The organism is Nonomuraea sp. B5E05, assembly GCF_039880665.1.
Lineage (GTDB): Bacteria > Actinomycetota > Actinomycetes > Streptosporangiales > Streptosporangiaceae > Nonomuraea.
In genome coordinates, this window is the sequence record NZ_JBDPMJ010000037.1 from 1 (window position 1) to 14,813 (window position 14,813).

A 14,813-nucleotide genomic window follows, 5' to 3' on the forward strand; every position below is an offset into this window, starting at 1 on the left:
GCTCTTGACACCCCGCTCAGCCCGCCATGTCTCCACGACGAACCGGGGCCTGCTACCGGGCGCTCCGATGCTTACCCGGACGGGACTTTCACCCGCAGGCCTGGACCAGCTTCCAGGACGCAACATGGGAGGAGCCTAGCCGTCCGCGAGCACGTCAGCCCGCGGACGACGTCACCGTGTCCACGCCCGCCTGGCCCACGGATCGGCCAGAGACCAGGACGAGGGCGAGGTTGCGCAGGTCGGACAGGCGGGTGAGCGGGTCGCCCGCGACCGCGATCAGGTCGGCCCGCTTGCCCGCCTCAAGGCTGCCGGCGACCTCCCCCACCCCGCAGGCGTCGGCGGCCCGCACGGTGGCCAGCTCGATGATCTCCGCGTTGCCGAACCCGGCCTCCGCGAACACCTCCAGGCTCGCGACGAATCCGTCCGTACGGTTGGCCACGCCGCCGGAGGCGAACCCGGCGTCGGTCCCCGCGACGAGCCGCACGCCCGCCTCCCGCATGGCCACGATGCCGCTCAGCCAGTCGTCGAGCATCTCGGCGCCGAGCACTTCGCGCGAGCGCCAGAACACGCCGTGCAGGGTCGGGCAGACGTACGTGCCGCCGGCCGCGACCAGGTCGGCGAGCTTGGAGTCGTAACGATGGCCCGAGGGGGTGAAGAACGAGCAGTGCTCGATCGTGGTGACCCCGGCTTCGAGCGCACTGCGGATCGCCGCGTGGGCGTGGGCGTGCGCGGCGACGCCCTTGCCGCGCGCGCCGGCCTCCTCCACGACCACTCTGAGCTGCTCGGTGGTGTATTGGGGCACCCAGCTCGGGGGCGCGCCCGGCGTCATCTGGCCGCCCGAGGCCATCACCTTGAGGCAGTCGGCGCCGGCCCGCAGGTTCTCCCTGGCCACGCGGCGGATGGCGACCTCGTCGTCGGCCTCGCCGCCCATGTACCAGCAGTGGCCGCCGGTGATCGTGATGGGCCTGGTGGCGGCCACGATGTGCGGGCCGACGGCCAGCCCCTCCTCGATCGCGTCCCGGAGCGCCAGGTCGAGGAAGTCGCGCCCGCCGAGGTCGCGGGCGGTGGTGACGCCGGCGGACACGAGCTTGCGCGCGTTCTCCGCCATCCGCAGCAGCAGATGCTGGTCGCTCTCGGCGCTCCGCCGCGTCACCGGGTCGACCGCGGCGTCGAACCCCAGGTGCACGTGCGCGTCGACCAGGCCGGGCAGCACCGTGTGGCCGGGCAGCTCGACGACCTCGCCGACCTCGCCCGCGCTGCCGCGCGGCCCGACCGAGACGATCGTCGCCCCGTCGACGAGAACCTCTCCCTCGGCGATCACCTCTCCGGGACGTCCGGTGAGCACTCTGGCCGCGCGAATGATCCGCATGATCTCACCCTGTCATGGTCCTTCGGGCACCGAGAAGGGGATCGTCAGCGCCGCATGCCACCATGAAGCAGGTCGTGCACGTCGTCCAGTTTGTACGCCGTGCCCTCCGCGTACGCCGCCGCGAACCCCTCCTCCCCCAGCGCCTCGCGTGCCCTGGCCGTGACCCGGTCGATCTCGACCTGCTCCGGCGGCCCGGCGGGGGTCTGGTTGTGCTCCCTGGCCACGGCCGCCAGCCCCAGCAGCAGGGCGGCCTCGCCGGGCGGCCCCGTCGCGGCGGCCGCGCCCTCGACGGCCCACACCATCGTCCTGGGGTCACCGATCTTCGTGGCGGCGGCCAGCGCCTCCAGCTGCAGGTCTAGGGCCGCGGCCGGGTCGCCGCGCCCTTCCGTGAGGAATCCCAGCTCGATCAGCGTGGACGGGACGTGCAGGGAGGGCTCGGTGTCCGGGTCGCGCGGCACGCCTTCGAGCAGGCGGAGCAGATGTTCCTCGGCCAGGTCCGGGAGCCCGGCGCGGCGTGCGGCGAAGGCCAGGCCCATCCTGGCCATGGCCTCGCCCTCCTTGTAGCCCTGCTCGATGGCCAGTTTCATGGCGCGCTCGCAGATCTCGACGGCGCTGTCGTAGTCGCCGCTCGAGAACGCGGTCCAGCCCAGCCACGCCGTCTGCGTGGCGACCTCCGCCCACAACCCGAGGTCCTCGGCCATCCGCAGGCCCTCGCCGAACAGCCGGTTCGCGCGCTCGGCGTCGTGGGCCATCTCGGCCTGGGAGGCCAGCCACTCGGTGGCCCGCAGCAGCCCCCAGCGGTCGCCCAGCTCGGTGAACAGCCGCGCGCTCTCCCCCGCGGCGCGTTCGAGCGCGTCCAGGTCGCGCTGGGTGAACGCGTCTCTGGCCTGCCGGGTCAGCGCGGCGGCGATGCCCCACCTGTCGCCGAGGGCCCGGAACGTGGCCAGCGCCCGGCTGGTCAGCTCCTGCCCGGTCGGCATGTCCCTGAGGTGCAGGCCGACGAACAGCTCGGCCCTGGCCCGCGTGCCCGGGTCGTCGATCGCCGCCAGCGCGGTCTCGTACGCGACCTCCTCGCCCAGTATGAGCGCGAACCCGGCGTGCCAGGCGGCGGCCCTGGCCCTGGCAGGGGACGGCCGCCCCTCGATCGCCAGCGCCTCCGCGAGCGACCGCCGGCCCTCGGCCAGCCTGCCGCGCAGGAACCAGTACCAGGCCAGCGCGTTGACCAGCCGGGCCGCGCGGTCGCCCTCCTTCTCCGCGATCGCCGTGTCCAGGGCCGCCCGCATGTTCGCGGCCTCGGCGTCGAGGCGCAGCAGCCAGTCGCGCTGTCCGGGCCCGTACAGCTCCGGCTCGGCCCGCTCGGCCAGCTCCAGGTAGTGGCGCAGGTGCGCGAGGCGTACCCGGTCGAGCTCGGCGGCGTCGGCCAGCCGGGCCACGCAGTATTCGGACACCGACTCCAGCAGCCGGTACCTGACGCCGGCAGGAGTGTCGGCGACGACGACGAGCGAGCGGTCGACGAGGCGGGCCAGCAGGTCGAGCACGTCGAGGCCGCTCTCGGCGCAGACCGCCTCCGCGGACTCCATCGTGCAGCCGTCGGCGTGCACGGCCAGGCGGCGCAGGACGCGGCGTTCGCCGTCGGACAGCAGGTCCCAGCTCCAGTCGATCACCGCGGTGAGCGTCTGCTGCCTGGCGGGGGCGCCGCGCTGCCCTGAGGCCAGCAGCCGGAACCTGTCGTCGAGCCGGGCCACCACGCCGTGCACGCCGAGCGCCCGCACCCGGGTCGCGGCGAGTTCGAGGGCCAGCGGGATGCCGTCGAGCCGCCGGCACAGCTGGGCGACGGCCTGGGCGTTGCCCGCGTCGAGCCGGAAGCCGCGGGCGGAGGCGGCGGCCCTGGACACGAACAACATGACGGCGTCGGATCGGGCCATGGTCGAAAGGTCCGCGCCGGCGGGCACGTCCAGCGGCGGCACGCTCCACAACACCTCGCCCGCCACCGCCAGCGGCTCCCTGCTGGTGGCCAGGACGCGCAGGTCGGGACAGGACCGCAGGAGCCGCTCGGCCAGCTCGGCGACCTGCTCGACCACGTGCTCGCAGTTGTCCAGGACGAGCAGCATCCGCCGGGGCCTGAGCGCTGCGGTCAGCTGCCCCGCGGGGTCGCCGCCGGCGTCCTCCCTGATGTCCAGGGCCGCCATGACGGCCTCGGCGGGCGAGCGGGACGCCTGGTCGAGCGCGACCAGCCACGCGCCGTCGGCGAAGTCGTCCACGAGCCGGTTCGCGGCCTCCAGCGCCAGCCGGGTCTTACCGACCCCGCCGCTGCCGGTGAGCGTCACCAGCCGCTCGTCGCCTGCGAGCGCGCACACCTCGGCCAGCGCCTGCTCCCGCCCGATCAGCCTGCCGACGGGGGCGGGCAGGTTGGTCACGGGGCGCGCGGCGGGCACGTTGAGCTGGGGGTCCTGCCCGAGGATCGCCTGGTGGAGCGCCACCAGCTCGGGGCCGGGGTCGAGGCCGAGCTCGCCGGCCAGCCGCTCGCGCAGCTCGCCGTAACCGGCCAGCGCCTCGCTCTGCCGCCCGGCCCGGTAGAGAGCCCGCATGTGCACGGCTCTCAGCCGCTCCCTGAGCGGATGCCTGGCCACCAGGTCGCCGAGCTCGCCGAGGAGCAGCCCGTGCTCGCCCAGCTCCAACCGGGCCTCGGCGTGCTGCTCCAGCGCCGACAGCCGCTGCTCCTCCAGCCGGAGCACGGACGTCCTCGTGTACGCCTCGTCGGCGAAGTCGGCGTACGCGGGACCCCGCCACAACGCCAGCGCGTCGCCCAGCAACCGCGCCCTGGCCCGCGTGCTGCCCGCCGCCTCGGCCTGGGCCACCAGCTCGGCGAAGCGGACGGCGTCCACGGCCCTGTCATCAGGGCTGTCATCGGGTCGCAGCAGGTAGCCGGGGGCGCGGGAGACGATCAGGTTCTTGCCGCCGGGCTCGGCGTCCTCCAGCGCCTTGCGCAGCTGGGACACGCGGACCTGCAGCGCGCCCGCCGGGTTGGCCGGCGCCTCCTCGCCCCAGAGGTCGTCGACCAGCCGGTCCACGGACACCGGATGGCCCTCGTGGACGAGGAGGTCCACGAGGAGCGCCCGGACTTTGCGGCCGGGAATCGTGACGGTCTCGCCGGCGTCCGTCCACACGGCCAGCGGCCCCAACACCCCGAATCGCATGCTCGTCACCATATGTGGGGCCAGGGACAGCGAGAAGAAGCCCTTCTCAGGTGGTGCCAGGGGACGGTGGCGCCTTCCTGGCCGAACCGCGATAGACGTCGGGGTCGTAGCGGCGGTCGTTGTCGTCGAGCTTGGCCCTGGCCGCCTCCACCAGGTCGACGCCCAGGACGTCCGCCAGGCGCACCAGGTAGAGGGTCACGTCGCCGAGCTCGGTGCGCATCCTCGCGAGCGCCTCGTCGCCGGGGCTCCTGGACTCCTCGGCGGTGAGCCACTGGAACTCCGCCACCAGCTCCCCCACCTCGCCCGCGAGCGCCATCGCCAGGTTCTTCGGCGTGTGGAACTGCTCCCACTCCCTGACCTTCGCGAACTCCCGCAACCGTACGGCGAGGTCCTCCAGCTCCGTCGTCACGGAACAGGACCCTACCGAGTGGAACGCCATCGACGACGAGGAGCGCACCCTGTGGATCACCCGTGCGGGCACCGGGCATCCACGGCGGACCGACCGATGAAGGTCAGTGGGGTTCGAGGTTGTCGGAGAGCAGGTCGAGCAGGGGCCGGCGGCGTACGCAGCGGTCGAGGTGGAAGGAGTCGGCCAGGGCGGTCAGCTCCCCGTCGTCGAGCCCGCGGAAGAGCTCCGCGTACTCCGGCAGCAGCGCCTGGGCCATGAGGATGTGCCGGATGAGGTCGTCGGTCTGGTAGCGGGCGCCCCACGGGTAGGGCTCCCAGCCGGGGAACTCCGTCTCGATCAGCGCGTGCAGCGGAGCCAGGGCGTCGGCCGACTCCTCCATGGTGGAGCCCCAGCGGTCCACCCCGAGCCGTCGCTTCTTGGCGATGAAGTCGCCGAACCTGTCGAGGTACGGCCCCGCGGCGTGCACCAGGCCCTGCAGTCCCACGTCCTTGTAGGTCCACAACGACCAGCCCGCGCCGTGGCCGTCGTAGATCTCCAGCTGGTCGCGGAGGATCTGGTAGCGCTGCGCGTCCACTGCGGGGTCGCCGGTGTAGACGGGGCCGAACTCGCCCACCCACAGGGGGGTGCCGGTCTCGCGCTGGAAGCGGGAGCGTCTGGCGAAGGCGCGTTCCAGCTCGTCGCGGTCGCACCACTCGCCTCGGGTGTAGCCGGGGTACGGCCCGCCGTGGGCGAAGCCGGCGAGCGCGTAGTCGTGCAGGACGAAAACCGTGTTTTCGTACATTTCCCGAAATATGGAGAAGTCGGTGGCGTACGTGTTCCCGTCCAGGAACAGGATGTGCCCCGGGTCCGCGGCGCGCACGGCCTTGACCAGCCGATCGTAGAAGGGCCCGATCACCTTGCCGGTGAGGTCTCCCGGCTCGTTGACCGGGTTGTAGCCGGCCACCCAGGGATGGTCGCGGTAGTGGTCGGCGATGACCTCCCAGAGGTGCACCGCCCGGTCCTGGAAGTGGCGGTGCTGCCAGAACCCGGCCACGTGCGTGGGGTTGTCGGAGTGCCAGTGCTGGTTCTGGGAGCCGGGCAGGGCGTGCAAATCGATGACGCTGTAGACGCCGCGCTCGCCGAGCAGCCCGATCACCCGGTCGAGGTGGCCGAAGCCCTGCGGGTCGATCTCGAAGGGCCGGTCGTCGGACTCCCAGTGGCGGTAGTTGACCGGGATGCGCACGCAGTTCATCCCCAGCCCGGCCAGCAGGTCGGCGTCCTGCTCGGTGAAGAACGACGCGAGCAGCCGGTCGAAGAAGAGCTCCGCCCGCTCCTCGCCCAGCACCGAGCGCACGGCCCGCCGCATCGAGCTCTCGTTGGCCGGATAACCGGTGATGAAGTTCTCCATGTTCATCCAGCCCCCGAGGCCCACCCCGCGTAGTCGTACCGGTGTGTGGTCGTCCGCGACGAGCTGGGTTCCGGACACGTGAAGCATGTTCACCCTTTCGTAGCACCAGCGGTGAGACCACCGACGAGGTGGCGTTCTGCGACGGCGTAGAACCCGAGTGCCGGCACCATGGCCAGGACGAGGTAGGCGAGGATGCGGGCGGTGTCGGAGGCGTACTGGCCCTGGAACTGCTGGATGCCGAGCGGCAGCGTCCAGCTCGCCTCTTCGCTGAAGACCACGAGCGGCAGCATGAAGTTGTTCCAGCTGCCCACGATGGCGAGGACGGAGACGGTGGCGATGGCGGGCCTGGCCATCGGCAGCAGGATGCGCCAGAAGAAGCCGAACGGGGAGCAGCCGTCGATGGTGGCCGCCTCTTCGAGCTCGCCGGGGATGCTGCGGAAGAAACCCCGCAGGATGATGATCGTCAGCGGCAGGCCGAAGGCGGCCTGGGTGAGGATCACGCCCATCGGGTTGTCGAGCAGCCCTAGCGTGCGCAGCAGTACGAAGATCGGCAGGATGGCCACCGCGAACGGGAACATCAGCCCGGCCGTGAACAACGTGAAGTACAACTCCCTGCCGCGGAAGGCGAACCGGGCGAAGACGAACGCCGCCAGCGCCGACAGCGCGACCGTCACCACGGTCGTGGTGACGGCGATGAACGTGCTGTTCCACATCTGCAACCAGAACGAGCCGGAGGCCAGCACCTCGGTGTAGTTGCCGGTCGCCCAGGTCCTGGGCAGGCCGAAGGGGTTCGAGGACAGCTCGCTGTTCTGCTTGAACCCTCCGAGCACCGCGTAGACGACCGGGATCAGGATGAACGCGCCGACGATCCATGCGATGAGGTGGAGCGGCAGGGTGGTGCGGCGCACACGGGCCGCCTTGCCGTGGTTCATCGGCGGCCTCCCATGGAAGTGGACGCGCCCTCGAGGTCGCGGCGCATCACGAAACGCTGGTAGACGAGGGCGAAGACGAGGCTGAGCACGAACATCACGACGCTGATCGCGCTGGCGTAGCCGACCTGGGTGCGTTTGAAGCCCCACTCCATCATCGTGACGGCCATCGTCTCGGAGGAGTGCGACGGCCCGCCTCCGGTGAGGATCCACACGAGGTCGAACAGCTGGATCGTGTAGATGACGGACAGGAAGATGCTGATCCGGATCGTCGGGCCGAGCAGCGGCAGCGTGACGTGCCTGAACGTCTTCCAGCCCGTGGCGCCGTCGATCTGCGCCGCCTCGATGAGCTCGTTGGGGATGTTCTGCCGGCCCGCGAGATAGATCATCATGTGGAAGCCGAAGTATTTCCACGTCATGACCAGGAAGAGCGACGGCATCACCGTGTCGGGGTCGGCCAGCCACTCCGACTCGACCCCGAACACCGACAGCAGCTGGTTGGCCATGCCCGCGTCCGGCGCCAGGATCAGCGAGAACAGCACGCCCGTGATCACCTCGGAGAGCACGTACGGCGCGAAGAACACGACCCGGTAGAGCGCCCGCCCGCGGATGCGCTGGTTCAGCAGCATCGCGAGGGCCAGCGAGAACGGCAGTTGCACGCAGATCGAGAACACGACCAGCACCAGCAGGTGCCCCAGGTCCTGGGCGAAGATCTCGCTGCTGAACAGCCGGGTGAAGTTGTCGAAGCCGATGAAGTCGGTCGGCAGCCCGCCGAAGCCGTTCCACTTGAACGCGCTGGAGTAGACGGCCACCAGCATGGGGGTTACGACGAGGAGGAGGAACAGGACGAGCGCCGGCAGCAGGAACAGGGTGATGGTCACCCAGCGTCCGCGCCGGCTGCTGGCAGGGGCGGGGGCCGGAAGCCTGACCGCTTCCGGCCCTCTGGTGAGTGTCGTCATTCTTCGCTCTTGGCCACTTCCGTGATGTCCTGGGAGACCTCTTCCGGCGTCTTCGTGCCGCCGATGAGCTCGGCCACGCTGTCGTTGACCTGCTGGCCGACGGCCGGCGGGTAGGCCTGGTCGAGGTAGAGCTGGTAGCCGGTGGTCTCGGCGAGCAGGGTCGCCACCTGCTTGAGGTTGGCGTCCTTGACCGCGCTCTCCTCGCCCTTGAGCACGGGCAGCACGCCGCCCGCCTCGACGGCCTTCGAGTGGTTCTCCATCTCGGTCATGTACTTGACGAAGTCGACGGCCTCCTTGGGCGCGTCGGCGCCCACGGCCAGCCCTCCGCCGCCGCCGAAGGCGTCGCCGATCGAGCCCTTGCCGCCTTCGACGGCGGGGAAGGGGAAGAAGCCGAGGTCGTCGCCGAGGCCCTCGCCCGCGTCCTCCTGCGTGACCGGCGCCCACTGGCCCATCAGTTCCATGGCCGCCTTGCCGTTGCCCATCGTGGCCGCCTGGCCGTCAGGGGTGCCGTAGCCGGCGCCCAGGAAGCCCTTCTGGAACGGCTGCAGGTCGGCCAGCGCCTTGACCTGCTGTCCCGCGGCCACGAAGTCCGGTTTGGTGAAGTCGTGGTCGGTGGCGGCCTGCTTGAGCGCGTCGAGGCCGGCGATGCGCATGGCGAGGTAGGCCCAGTAGTAGTGGCCCGGCCACTTCTCCTTGCCGGCCAGGGCGATCGGAGTGATGCCCGCGGCCTTGAGCTTCTTGACGTCTTCGAGGAACGCCGACCAGGTGGCGGGGGGTTCGCTGATGCCCGCCTTCTCAAAAAGTTTCTTGTTGTACCAGAAACCAACCAGCCCGATGTCGGTCGGCAGCCCGTACGTCTTGCCGTCGAACTGGTACGCGCTCAGCGCGGCGGGCGTGAAGTTCGGCAGGACGTCGGCGACGTCGCCGGAAAGGTCCTTGACCAGTCCCGCGTCGATCTGCTGCTGGAGCACGCCGCCGCCCCACGTCGCGAAGATGTCGGGTGCCTTGCCCGACTGCGTCACCGTGGTGAGCTTGGCCTTGTAGGCGTCGTTCTCCAGGACGGTGGCCTTGATGGTGACGTTCGGGTTCTTGGCCATGAACTCCTTGGCGCGCTGCGCCCAGAGTGTCTTGAGCGGGTCGGCGGTCGACAGGTGCCACCACTCGAGCGTGACCTTGCCGGGCGAGCCGCCATCGCCCTGGGGTGACGCGGACTCTCCGCCGCCGCAGCCGGTCATGAGCCCGGCGATCAGCACGGGGGCCGCGATCAGCACCACACTGCGTCGCATAGGGGTCCCTTCCTCAGGAATCGAAAATTTCGCCAAACCCCCGATACTTTCTACGCTCGGAGCGTAAGTAAACACGACGTAAAGCGTCAACACCTGGGGGCCGAGCGATGGCAAACCGAAACTTTCGGATACACTCCCGAACGTGTCAGCGAAGAGGCGGGTGACGATCGCACTGATCGCGGAGGAGGCCGGAGTCTCCATCCCGACGGTCTCGAAGGTCATCAACGGACGTCCAGAAGTCGCTCCCGCGACCCGCCACCGGGTCGAGCGGCTGTTGCAGGAGCACGGCTACCAACGGCGCATCAGCCAGGACGACACCCCGGCCGGCCTGGTCGACCTGGTGTTCGCCGAGATCGAGTCGCCGTGGGCCATGGAGATCGTGCGGGGCGCGGAAGGCGCGGCCCACGAGGCGGGGGCCAGCGTGGTCATCTCCGTCCTGCACACGCACGCAGGCCCGGGACGCGACTGGCTCGAACGCCTGGCCGCGCGCAGGACCGACGGTGTGGTGATCGTCGCCTCTCAGCTGTCGACCGGCATCCAGGCCCAGCTCAGCGCCCGTTCGCTGCCGTTCGCGGTGGTCGACCCCGAGGGCGAGCCCGCCCCCGGCGTGGTCTCGGTGGGCGCCACCAACTGGAACGGCGGCCTCGCCGCGACCCGCCACCTGCTGGAGCTGGGCCACCGCAGGATCGGCATGATCAGCGGCCTGTCCGACATGCTCTGCAGCCAGGCCAGGATCGACGGCTATCGTGCCGCGCTGGAGACGGCCGGGCTGCCCGTGGCGCCCGAGCTGATCAGGCGCGGCACGTTCCTGGTCGACTCCGGCCACGACCAGGCCCACGCCCTGCTCGACCTCGACGACCCGCCCACGGCCATCTTCGCGCACAGCGACCTGATGGCGTTCGGCGTCTTGGAGGCGGCCAGGCAGCGCGGGCTGCGCGTCCCCGAGGATCTGAGCGTGGTGGGCTTCGACGACCTGCCGCTGGCCAAGTCGGCCTGGCCGCCGCTGACGACCGTGCGGCAGCCGCTGCAGGAGATGGCGGCCCTGGCCACCCGTACGGTGCTGGCCATGGGCCACGGTGACGTGCCGGAGACGAAGCGGGTGGAGCTGGCCACGGAGCTGATCGTCCGGGAGAGCACGGCCGCGTACGGGTGAACCGTCGGGGCTCACGCGTCTCGGAGCGGCATCCTGTAGACGAACCGGGCGCCGCGCTCGGAGTCCTCGACGGTCAGCGTGCCGCCGTGGGCCGTGGCGATCTCGCGGGCGATGGGCAGCCCGAGCCCGCTGCCACCGGCGTCGCGGTTGCGCGCGGCGTCCAGGCGGGCGAACCGTTCGAAGATGACCTCGCGCTGGTCGGGCGCGATGCCCTCGCCGTCGTCGAGGACCTCCAGCACGGCCTGCCCGTCCTCCTTCCGCACCGTCACGGTGATCTGGCTCTCGGCGTGCCGGTCGGCGTTGTCCATGAGGTTCGTCAGCAGGCGGGCCAGTTGCAGCCGGTCACCCGTGACGACCACGTCCCGCCGCACGTCGGTGACGACCCGCTTCGAACGCCGCCGCACGACCTCGGCTGCGACCGACTCGGCCAGGTCCACGGGTTCACGACGGCTAGGGGCGCCCGCGTCCAGCCTGGTCAGCACCAGCAGGTCGGAGACGATCCCCTGCAACCGGTCCAGGCTGGCGAGCACCTCGTCGCTCGTCTCCATCCAGTCGGTCTCCTCGGGGTAGAGCCGGGCCTCCTCGATCTGGGCGCGCATGGCGGTGATCGGGCTGCGCAGGTCGTGCGAGGCGTCGGCGGCGAACCTGCGCTGCCGTTCCATCGCGAGCTCCTTCTCCCGCATCGCCGTCTCCAGCCGCTCCAGGGTGCGGTTGGCGGTCTCGGCCAGGGCCGCGATCTCGTCATCGCTCTGCGGCACGGGCACGCGCATCCCGCCGCCGAACGCGGTGATCTCGGCCAGCCGCTTCGTGATGGCGCTGACGGGGGCGAGTGTCCTGGTCGTGGCGCGCCACACCGCGAACCAGGTCAGCGCGACCAGCGCCGCCGCGAGGGCGACCTGCGAGAGGATCACCTGGGGTCCGACGTACCAGGGCATCGCCGGCTCGAAGGCGTAGATGATCCACTCACCGTCCGGCTGGTACGCGGTCACGGCGACCACGATCTTGCACTCGCCGGGGAAGCCGCTCAGCCCGCAGAGCTCAGCGACTGCGTTGGCCTGGCCGTCCCGGGGGATCGCCGTCGTCTGCCTGGGCAGCCCGACCAGGTTGATCGTCGAGGTGACCGGGCGCCCCGACGGGTCGATGACCTGGACGCCGTCGAGCCCGGCGTTATCCAGCACCTGGGGCAGGCGGTTCTCCTTGATCTTGAGCAGCACGGACACGGCCCTGCCCGACATCTCCTGCGCCTGGATGTCGGCGAGCTCGTCGCGGATGCCGTGCAGCACGAATGCGCTGACGACAATGATCAGCAGCAGCATCGCGCTGCCGGCGAACATCGCCAGCCGCACCCGCAACGACCGGCCCATCCATGCCCTCACGCGCCATCCCCCGGCCATCAGAACATCACAGGCCTGACCTTCACCGCCAATCCAGGGAGATTCCTCGACAAAAGCGCATGGGACCCGCCACCTGCCGGCGAGCCTCTCGTCGTCGACCCCGGGCGGGACGAAGGCGGCGGCGAGGCGACCCTGCTCGCCGGCATCCTCGTCGCGGCGCTCGCCTAGCGGATCACGTACGGGCTCGTGCTGGTGCGGCCGGCGCCGTTCGTGGCCGTGACGGAGGTCCAGGGGCCCGGAGGAACGTACGGTGCCCAGGCCGACTCGAACCGGCCGCCGGAGTGCCACTCCTGCCGGACCACCGCGCCCTGCGGGTCGAAGCGCAGCGAGCCGCCCCGCAGGTTGTGGCCCTGGACCAGGATGCCGGCCCGCCCGTTCCTGTCCTGCCTGACGGCGTTGACGATGATGGGCTGCTGCCAGCCGCTCGCGATGTCGTCGGCCAGCGAGGGCGTGTCGTGGCGGGCCTGGCAGGTGAAGAACGGATCCCACCCGTACGAGATGATCTTCGTGGCGTGCGGGCCCGAGGCCATGATCTGCGAGTCGAGCCGGCTCTTCGTGGTCCGCCCGCGCAGCGGCGGCGGATCGACCCGCCCGCACTCGCCGGCGGCCGGGGTGGGTTCGAAGCCTTCGACGTTCACCCACAGCTCCACCCCGTCGGGCACCTTGGCGGCGGCCGCCTCGACGTATTCGCGCGTGGCCCCGTAGTAGGCCTGGGCGTTGCTGACCTCGCCCACCACGGGCACCAGCCGCGGCACGACCGTGGCGCCGGCCTCGTGCGGGCCGTGGACCGGCACCTTGCCCGTGCCGCGCCCGTCCTGGACGGCGATGGCCATGGGCGCGCCGGCCCGCGTCGCCGCGATGTCCTCCATGCCGTCGCCCGCCTGCTCGGGCGGGAACCCGCGCCCGCGGCGGGCGTCGATGTACGGGCTGACCAGGATCGGCTTGCCCGGCAGGGCGCCGGCGACTACGGCGTGCTGGGCGGCGTAGAGCTCGATGATCGGGTCCTTCGGCGCGCGGTCCCGCATGGCCAGCTCGAACGACTGGTAGACCCCGCCGAAGGCGCCGGACGCCCCGAAGCGCGCCCGGTAGTCGGCCAGCACCCGAGCGGTGAAGGCGTTCAGCGCGCCGGTGTGGTCGTGGTCGGGCTCCCACGGCTTGTCCTCCCGCTGCGCGGCCGCGGGCAGCCCGGGGAAGACCTTCATGCCGTACGCCGCCGCCTCGGCCATCAGGTTGCCCAGGCCGTCGCCGTCCGTGGCGACGAGCACGAGGTCGTGCTCGCGTTCGCGGCAGTCATCGGCCAGCGACAGCCGGTAGAAGACGCGGTCCCCGCTCTCGATCCGCCGCTCGAGCCCGGGGCAGCGCAGCATGCCTTTGCCGAACTCCTCGCTGGTCGTGTACGTGTAGACCCGCCGGATCCGCTTGCCCGGCACCTGCGCGCACGGGCGGCCGTCGACGCGGCAGGCGGCGAACTCGGGGTCCTCGCGGGCGTTGAAACGCGGGCCGAACGTGACGAGCGTGTCGCCGCCGATGGTGTGGATCGCCTCCACCATGCGCTGGGTGACGCAGCGGTCGGCCCGCGGGATGACCCAGTAGCCGGTGATCGCGTAGGGGGCGGCGACCCGGGTGTCGCGCGGCGGGCACTCCTCGGGCTCGGAGCTGCCGGGCACGAACGCGCCCACGACGAGAGCGACCGCGACGATCGACCAGAGGATCCGGTGCACCCACGCCCCTTCCACGCCCGCACCCCAGCCTACGCACCGGCGCCGGACCCGGTGCGTGCCCGGGGGCGGCTGATCGCGGACTGAGCTCGCCGCTCGCCTCGGCCACGACGGGCGCGGCGGTGCGGGTGGACGCGGCTACGTGGACTCCATCCTTCCTTAGAAGGTGCCAGGATCGCCCGTATGGCTTTCGCTTCCAAGAGTCCCGCCGGGCCGTCGGACATCCCGGCCCCCCTGCAGCCGTCGTGGATTGGTCCTGTCTCCGAGGGCACGGAGCGGGCGGTGCCCAACGACTACGACAGCTTCGCCGAGGCGTACTCGGCCGAGAACGAGACCAGCCTCATCAACGCCTACTACGAGCGGCCCGCGATGCTGGACCTGGCCGGTGACGTGGCCGGCCGGCGGATCCTCGACGCCGGTTGCGGCTCCGGCCCGCTGTCCGCGGCGCTGCGCGACCGGGGCGCCGTCGTGACGGGCTTCGACTCCAGCGCCAAGATGCTGGAGCTGGCCCGGCGGCGGCTCGGCGACGATGCGGACCTGCACCTGGCCGACCTGAGCGATCGGCTGCCGTTCCCCGACGCCGCGTTCGACGATGTCGTCGCCTCCCTGGTTTTGCACTACCTGGCGGACTGGACGGCGCCGCTGGCCGAGCTGCGGCGGGTGCTGAGGCCCGGCGGCCGGCTGATCGTGTCCGTCAACCACCCGTTCGTCGACTTCCTGGAGGCGGCCCGTTCCGGCGGCGGCTATTTCGGGGTCCGCGAGACTCGTGAGGAATGGACCCTCGGCGGGCACACCGCGTTGATGCGCTTCTATGGCCGGCCGCTGCACGCGATGACCGACGCCTTCTCCGCAGCGGGCTTCCGGATCGCGGTCATGAGCGAGCCACCCCCAGCGCCGGGCGCACGCGAGCTCTTCCCCGACGCCTTCGCGGACAGGCCCACGGATTCCTTCGTGTGTTTCCTGTTCTTCGTCCTTGAGGCCGCCTGATGCCGTAGAAGGCCACGTCCTCGCC

Annotated in this window: 11 protein-coding genes; 2 read left to right on the forward strand and 9 right to left on the reverse strand. The window is 71.2% G+C overall.

Annotated features, from left to right (window positions below; genetic code table 11):
* Positions 1-154 precede the first annotated feature (154 nt).
* The 7 genes from ABGB01_RS40720 to ABGB01_RS40750 all read right to left on the reverse strand — a co-directional run bounded on the left by ABGB01_RS40720 (position 155) and on the right by ABGB01_RS40750 (position 9,536).
* Positions 155-1,369, reverse strand: coding sequence for an amidohydrolase family protein (locus ABGB01_RS40720; protein WP_347779226.1), 1,215 nt, complete (start codon positions 1,367-1,369; stop codon positions 155-157).
* A 44-nt stretch (positions 1,370-1,413) separates the two neighbouring features.
* Positions 1,414-4,566: a BTAD domain-containing putative transcriptional regulator gene (locus ABGB01_RS40725; protein WP_347779228.1), complete on the reverse strand. Its 3,153-nt coding sequence runs from the start codon at positions 4,564-4,566 to the stop codon at positions 1,414-1,416.
* Positions 4,567-4,612: 46 nt separating this feature from the next.
* The gene (locus tag ABGB01_RS40730; RefSeq protein WP_347779229.1) at positions 4,613-4,975 is read right to left on the reverse strand and encodes a nucleotide pyrophosphohydrolase; all 363 of its coding nucleotides are present in this window, start codon (positions 4,973-4,975) and stop codon (positions 4,613-4,615) included.
* A 103-nt stretch (positions 4,976-5,078) separates the two neighbouring features.
* The gene (locus ABGB01_RS40735; protein ID WP_347779231.1) at positions 5,079-6,449 is read right to left on the reverse strand and encodes a cellulase family glycosylhydrolase; all 1,371 of its coding nucleotides are present in this window, start codon (positions 6,447-6,449) and stop codon (positions 5,079-5,081) included.
* Positions 6,450-6,451: 2 nt separating this feature from the next.
* Positions 6,452-7,294 carry a carbohydrate ABC transporter permease gene (locus ABGB01_RS40740; protein WP_347779232.1) on the reverse strand — a complete coding sequence of 281 codons (843 nt, stop codon included), beginning with the start codon at positions 7,292-7,294 and terminating at the stop codon, positions 6,452-6,454.
* Entirely contained in the window at positions 7,291-8,172 is an 882-nt protein-coding gene (locus ABGB01_RS40745) for a sugar ABC transporter permease (protein WP_347779234.1), read from the reverse strand. Before ABGB01_RS40745 ends, ABGB01_RS40740 begins: the two co-directional genes overlap by 4 nt.
* Before the next feature lie 74 nt (positions 8,173-8,246).
* Positions 8,247-9,536: an extracellular solute-binding protein gene (locus ABGB01_RS40750; protein WP_347779235.1), complete on the reverse strand. Its 1,290-nt coding sequence runs from the start codon at positions 9,534-9,536 to the stop codon at positions 8,247-8,249.
* 142 nt (positions 9,537-9,678) lie between these two features.
* Between ABGB01_RS40750 and ABGB01_RS40755 the strand changes: the two genes are divergently transcribed.
* Positions 9,679-10,689, forward strand: a complete 1,011-nt coding sequence (locus tag ABGB01_RS40755; protein WP_347779237.1) for a LacI family DNA-binding transcriptional regulator — start codon at positions 9,679-9,681, stop codon at positions 10,687-10,689.
* A gap of 11 nt (positions 10,690-10,700) precedes the next feature.
* On the opposite strand, the gene ABGB01_RS40760 is transcribed toward ABGB01_RS40755, so the two are convergent.
* Both ABGB01_RS40760 and ABGB01_RS40765 read right to left on the reverse strand, forming a co-directional pair.
* Positions 10,701-12,065 carry a HAMP domain-containing sensor histidine kinase gene (locus ABGB01_RS40760; protein ID WP_347779239.1) on the reverse strand — a complete coding sequence of 455 codons (1,365 nt, stop codon included), beginning with the start codon at positions 12,063-12,065 and terminating at the stop codon, positions 10,701-10,703.
* A gap of 182 nt (positions 12,066-12,247) precedes the next feature.
* The gene (locus ABGB01_RS40765; RefSeq protein ID WP_347779241.1) at positions 12,248-13,819 is read right to left on the reverse strand and encodes a DUF4434 domain-containing protein; all 1,572 of its coding nucleotides are present in this window, start codon (positions 13,817-13,819) and stop codon (positions 12,248-12,250) included.
* Between the two features lie 165 nt (positions 13,820-13,984).
* Here ABGB01_RS40765 and ABGB01_RS40770 point away from each other — a divergent pair, with 165 nt between their 5' ends.
* Positions 13,985-14,788, forward strand: a complete 804-nt coding sequence (locus ABGB01_RS40770) for a methyltransferase domain-containing protein (protein WP_347779242.1) — start codon at positions 13,985-13,987, stop codon at positions 14,786-14,788.
* The last annotated feature ends 25 nt before the right edge of the window (positions 14,789-14,813 follow it).

Excerpts from the sequence above, each read along its gene's own strand:
- ABGB01_RS40720 (WP_347779226.1), bottom strand. The coding sequence starts at position 1,369 with ATGCGGATCATTCGCGCGGCCAGAGTGCTCACCGGACGTCCCGGAGAG.
- ABGB01_RS40725 (WP_347779228.1), bottom strand. The coding sequence starts at position 4,566 with ATGCGATTCGGGGTGTTGGGGCCGCTGGCCGTGTGGACGGACGCCGGC.
- ABGB01_RS40735 (WP_347779231.1), bottom strand. The coding sequence starts at position 6,449 with ATGCTTCACGTGTCCGGAACCCAGCTCGTCGCGGACGACCACACACCG.
- ABGB01_RS40740 (WP_347779232.1), bottom strand. The coding sequence starts at position 7,294 with ATGAACCACGGCAAGGCGGCCCGTGTGCGCCGCACCACCCTGCCGCTC.
- ABGB01_RS40750 (WP_347779235.1), bottom strand. The coding sequence starts at position 9,536 with ATGCGACGCAGTGTGGTGCTGATCGCGGCCCCCGTGCTGATCGCCGGG.
- ABGB01_RS40770 (WP_347779242.1), top strand. The coding sequence starts at position 13,985 with ATGGCTTTCGCTTCCAAGAGTCCCGCCGGGCCGTCGGACATCCCGGCC.